The sequence below is a fragment of the Streptomyces sp. rh34 genome (genome assembly GCF_002551245.1).
Classification (GTDB): Bacteria; Actinomycetota; Actinomycetes; order Streptomycetales; family Streptomycetaceae; genus Streptomyces.
This window is the reverse complement of sequence record NZ_NTGZ01000396.1, coordinates 1-4,532: the sequence shown is the minus strand read 5'-3', so window position 1 is coordinate 4,532 and position 4,532 is coordinate 1. Positions and strand designations below refer to the sequence as shown.

At 73.7% G+C, this 4,532-nt stretch carries 5 protein-coding genes; 2 read left to right on the top strand and 3 right to left on the bottom strand.

Going from position 1 to position 4,532, the window contains the following annotated elements; all coding sequences use genetic code 11:
* The 3 genes from CR470_RS35985 to CR470_RS35975 form a co-directional block, all read right to left on the bottom strand.
* On the bottom strand, positions 1 to 1,071 hold a 1,071-nt coding region (locus tag CR470_RS35985), incomplete at its 3' end, for a ketosynthase chain-length factor (RefSeq protein ID WP_097871792.1).
* A complete protein-coding gene (locus CR470_RS35980) occupies positions 1,068 to 2,333 on the bottom strand; it encodes a beta-ketoacyl-[acyl-carrier-protein] synthase family protein (protein ID WP_097871790.1) in 1,266 nt (421 codons plus the stop codon). The genes CR470_RS35985 and CR470_RS35980, both read right to left, overlap by 4 nt.
* A 263-nt stretch (positions 2,334 to 2,596) precedes the next feature.
* Positions 2,597 to 3,391 carry an AfsR/SARP family transcriptional regulator gene (locus CR470_RS35975; protein WP_097871788.1) on the bottom strand — a complete coding sequence of 265 codons (795 nt, stop codon included), beginning with the start codon at positions 3,389 to 3,391 and terminating at the stop codon, positions 2,597 to 2,599.
* A 233-nt stretch (positions 3,392 to 3,624) separates the two neighbouring features.
* Here CR470_RS35975 and CR470_RS39205 point away from each other — a divergent pair, with 233 nt between their 5' ends.
* Together CR470_RS39205 and CR470_RS35970 are read left to right on the top strand one after the other, a co-directional pair.
* The gene (locus CR470_RS39205) at positions 3,625 to 3,819 is read left to right on the top strand and encodes a hypothetical protein (protein WP_143663959.1); all 195 of its coding nucleotides are present in this window, start codon (positions 3,625 to 3,627) and stop codon (positions 3,817 to 3,819) included.
* A 2-nt stretch (positions 3,820 to 3,821) separates the two neighbouring features.
* Positions 3,822 to 4,532, top strand: a 711-nt coding sequence (locus CR470_RS35970; protein ID WP_143663958.1) for a TOMM precursor leader peptide-binding protein, incomplete at its 3' end; no start/stop codon positions are given.

Genomic DNA, 4,532 nt, shown 5'->3' with positions numbered 1-4,532 from the left:
CAGCAGCGCGGTGGCGACGTCCAGGGCCGCCCCGCCCGCGAGGAGCCGCCCGGTGAGCGTCTTGGGCGCGGTCACGGGCACCCCGCGGCGTCCGAACACCGCGTTCAGCGCCTCGGCCTCGGCACGGTCCGCTTCGGGCGAGCCCGCAGCGTCGGCGAAGACGACGTCCACGTCGGCCGGGGTGAGCCGGGCGTCGCGCAGCGCCTCTTCGACGGCCCGGCGCAGCCCCGGGGGGCGGCCGGAGTCGGGAGCGGGGTCGAGAGTGGCGGCGTACCCGGCGATCCGCCCGTACGGCAGGGCCCCGCGGTCGCGGGCGTGGACCGCGTCCTCGACGAGGAGGATGGCGCCGCCCTCCCCCGGGGTGTAGCCGTGGGCGTCGGCCGAGAACGGCAGGTAGGCGCGGGCAGGATCCGCCTCGGTGCTCATCAGGCCGGTGGCCAGCTGGGGGAGCCAGCCCCAGGGGCAGAGCATCGCGTCGACGCCGCCGGACACCATCGCGGGGGTGCCCTTGCGGATGTGGCGGCGGGCCTGGCCCAGCGCGTCGATGCCGCCCGTCTGCTCGGTGAGGAGCACGCTGCTGGGGCCGCGCAGGCCTTGCTGGATGGATATCTGGCCGGTGTTGACGGCGTAGAACCACGCGAACGACTGGTAGGCGCTGACGTATTCCTTGCCGCGGCCCCACAGCTGCTGGAGCTCCCGCTGGCCGAATTCGACGGCTCCGCCGGAGGCGGCCGTGACGACGCCGACGCCGTACTCGGAGAGCCGGTCCGTATCCAGTCCGGAGTCGCGCAGGGCCCAGTCGGCGGCGGTGAGGGCCAGCCGGGTCATCCGGTCGGTCTGCGGAAGGAGCCTGCTGGGGATGAGCTTCTCGTCGTCGTAGTCCCGGATCTCGCCGGCCACGGTGGCCGGATAGCGGGAGGCGTCGAAGCGGGTGACGGAGCCCAGCCCGGACTTCCCGGACAGGGTGGCCTGCCAGAACTCGTCCGTGCCCAGGCCGTTGGGGGCGACGATGCCGAGTCCGGTGACGACAGCGGTGCGCGGCTCGGCGGGAGCAGCGGTGGGCGGTCTCATGGGCGTCCCCTCTCGGGCCGGGCGAGCACCATGGCGCTCTGGAAGCCGCCGAAGCCGCTTCCGACGCTCAGCACCGCGTCGGTGCGCTGTTCACGGGCGGTCAGGGGAATGTAGTCCAGGTCGAGTTCGGGATCGGGCTCGTGCAGGTTGGCCGTCGGCGGCAGCATCCCGTGCTCCATCGCGAGGGCGCAGGCGACGATCTCCAGGGAGCCGATGGCGCCGAGCGAGTGGCCGATCATGGACTTGATGGAGCTGACCGGCACCTCGTAGGCGTGGGCGCCCAGGCTCCGTTTGAACGCGCCGGTCTCGTGGCGGTCGTTCATCTTGGTGCCGGACCCGTGGGCGTTGACGTAGTCGATGGCGTCGGGGGCGAGTCGGGCCTCGGCGAGCGCCGCGTCGATGGCGGCGGCCATCTCGACGCCCTCGGGCTTGAGCCCGGTCATGTGGAAGGCGTTGGCGCGGGAGGCGAAGCCGGCGATCTCGGCGTAGATATGGGCACCCCGGGCCCGGGCGGCGTCCAGCTCCTCCAGGATGACGACGGCGGCGCCCTCGCCGAGGACGAGTCCGCTGCGGGTGCGGTCGAAGGGCCGGCAGGCGCTCTCCGGGGTGTCGTTGCGCGGGGAGGTGGCCTGGATGGCGTCGAAGCAGGCCGAGGTGATGGGCGACAGGGGCGCTTCGGTGGCGCCCGCGACCACCACGTCGGCCGATCCCTCGCAGATCAGCTCGGCGGCGTGGCCGAGTGCGTCGAGGCCGGAGGTGCACCCGGTGGAGACCACCGCGGCGGGGCCCTCGGCGCCCGCGTCGCGGCCGACCTCGGCGGCCATGGAGCTCGGGACGAAATGGCCGTACAGCTCGGGGATGACGTAGGAGTGGTCGAGGTTCCAGGAGCGGCCGCCGTCGCTGGCGACGACGTACTCCCGTTCCAGGGAGGTGGTGCAGCCGACGGCGCTGCCGAGGACGGTGGCGATCCGGCCGGGGTCCAGTGCGCCCGTGTCGAGCCCGCTGTCGGCCATGGCCTCGCGGGCCGAGACGACCGCGAACTGCGCCGCGCGGTCGAGCCGGCGGATCTCCTGCGGGCGGAGCCCTGCCGCGACGGGGTCGAAGTCGCACTCGGCCGCGGTCCGGGAGCGGAACGGGGTGGGATCGTAGGCGGTGATGGTCCGGGTGGCGGAGCGGCCGGCGGTGAGCAGGCTCCAGTAGCTCTTCACCCCGATTCCGCCGGGAGCGACGACCCCCAGTCCGGTGATGACGGCCCTACGCATCGCGGTGACCTCTCATCGTCTGTCGCGGCCTGCGCGGCCGGGGGCGGTGGCACGGGGCGGGTGGAACAGTGCCGGACACGTATCGATCCCTCCGTCGTGGTCGGTGGTGCGCCCGGGGCCGGTTCGGGGTCTGTCCTGCCGGGCGCCGCCGGTGACGGTGCGCTCGTGGCCCGTCTCGTTCGGGTGTGGCCCCGCGGTGGCGTCATGGAACGACGGGGGCCTCGACGGACACTCAAGTCCACGTGGACCGGCGGCGGGCGGGGTCAGCGGCCGACCGGGACGCCCGCGTCCAGCGCGGGGTCGGCGCTCAGCACGCTCTGGTGCAGCCGGCGCAACCGGGGCGAGGGCTCCAGGCCCAGCTCCTCCACCAGGGTGTCCCGCAGCTTCTGGTACGTCTCCAGCGCGCGCCAGGCGGCGCCCGAGCGGTGCAGTGCGATCATCAGCTGGGCGCAGAAGTTCTCGTGCATGGGGTGCCTGGCCATGAGGACCCGCAGTTCGGGCACGACCTCCAGATGGCGTCCGAGGGCCAGGTCGGACTCCAGCCGCATCTCCAGGGCGGCCATGCGCTCGCCCTCCAGGCGCAGCACCTCCAGCTCCAGCACGGTACCGACGCGGACGTCCACCAGGGCGGGCCCCTGCCACAGCGCCAGGGCGCGGCCCAGGAGGTCGGACGCGGTGCGGTGGTCCTCGGCCTGGTGCGCGGCCCGGCCCCCGACAATGAGTTCCTCGAACTCCTGCACGTCGACCTGGCCGGGCTGGACCTGGAGCAGATAGCCGCCGTGCCGGGTGACGAGGACGCTCTTGGGCTCCCTGTCGGGATCGTCCACGAGGGCGGCGGCGATCTTCCTGCGCAGTTGCAGCACATAGGTCTGCAGGGTGGTGGCGGCGCTGCGCGGAATGCCCTCGCCCCAGATCTCTTCCATCAGGGTGGGCACGGTGACGACACGGTCGGACTGCAGAGCGAGCAGAGCGAGTATCTGACGGGGCTTGGCGGCGGTCGGCACGACCGAGACGCCCTGTTCCTGAGCGGTGAGTGGTCCAAGTACCCGAATATCCATGGCGAGGAGTCCCCTTTCGCCGGGCGTGGGTCGCACCGGGACCGGATCGACTCTTCCAGCACGGATGTCGCGGGCCCAGTGAGCCGCTCACGCCCGGGATGGTGAATATGTCATGTGCAACTGATGAAAACGACACTAGGTCGGCCTCACCCCGGTGCCACAGAATTCGGCCACAAGGCGGTGGGGGGCTGCTCCCTTCACCGCGTCGTCGGACGGGAGGAGAAGACCACAGCATGAGCGTTGATTCCCCGAACCACGAACGCGCACTGTCGATCGCCATGGCCGGGCTGGAACGGGGTCGTGCCGCGGGAGGCGGCCCGGCGCCCGGAGCGGGTGCGGCCGCGGGATGGATAGAGAGACTCGACGACACCACGCCCGGTGTCGTGCGCCCGACCTGGCGGTGCTTCTCGGGCCGGCCCCAGGAGTGAGCGTGCCGCCCGCGCAGGAGACGTCCCCGGACCGGCCCCGGCCGGAGGCGGCCCGGGTCGGCTTCAAGCGGCACCTGCGTGTCGACGCCGTGCCGGGCGAGGCCGTCTATCTCCTCTCGGAGGGCGGCACGACCGTGTTGCACGGCACCGCCGCGCAGGTCCTGGCGCCGCTCCTGGACGGCAGCCGCTCGCTGCCGGAGCTGCTGGCCTCGGCGGCCGCCCGCATGGACCCCGTCGAGGCGGGTGCGGCGCTGGCCGAGCTGGGGGAGGCGGGGCTCGTCGGCTTTCGCGACCCGGCCGTCCCACCGGCCGAGGCGCACGCCTACTGGGACGCGGCGGGGCTCGACGGACCGGTCGCCGCGGCCCGGGTGGCCGCCGCCCGGGTGTACGTGGAGGCGGCCGGCCGAGCCGACGTTGACGCGGCCCGGGCGGCTTGCCTGCAGGCGGGCACCGGCCTCTGCGACTCCCCCGGGGACGCGGACATCACCCTGGTCGTGTGCGGGGACTACCTGGACCCGGGCCTCACCGACGCGTCGGAGCGGCACGCACGGACGGGGCTCCCCTGGCTGCCGGTCAAGGTGGCGGGCGGCGAGGTCTGGGTGGGCCCGGTGTTCGCGCCCGCCGAGCCGGACCGGCCGTGCTGGCGCTGCCTGGCCCACCGGCTGCGCGGGCACCGCACCTCCCAGGAGCCCGTGCGGCGGGCGCTGCGGCTG

Bases quoted from the DNA above. Each gene is read 5' to 3' on its own strand.
- CR470_RS35980 (WP_097871790.1), bottom strand. From the start codon at position 2,333: ATGCGTAGGGCCGTCATCACCGGACTGGGGGTCGTCGCTCCCGGCGGA.
- CR470_RS35975 (WP_097871788.1), bottom strand. From the start codon at position 3,391: ATGGATATTCGGGTACTTGGACCACTCACCGCTCAGGAACAGGGCGTC.
- CR470_RS39205 (WP_143663959.1), top strand. From the start codon at position 3,625: ATGAGCGTTGATTCCCCGAACCACGAACGCGCACTGTCGATCGCCATG.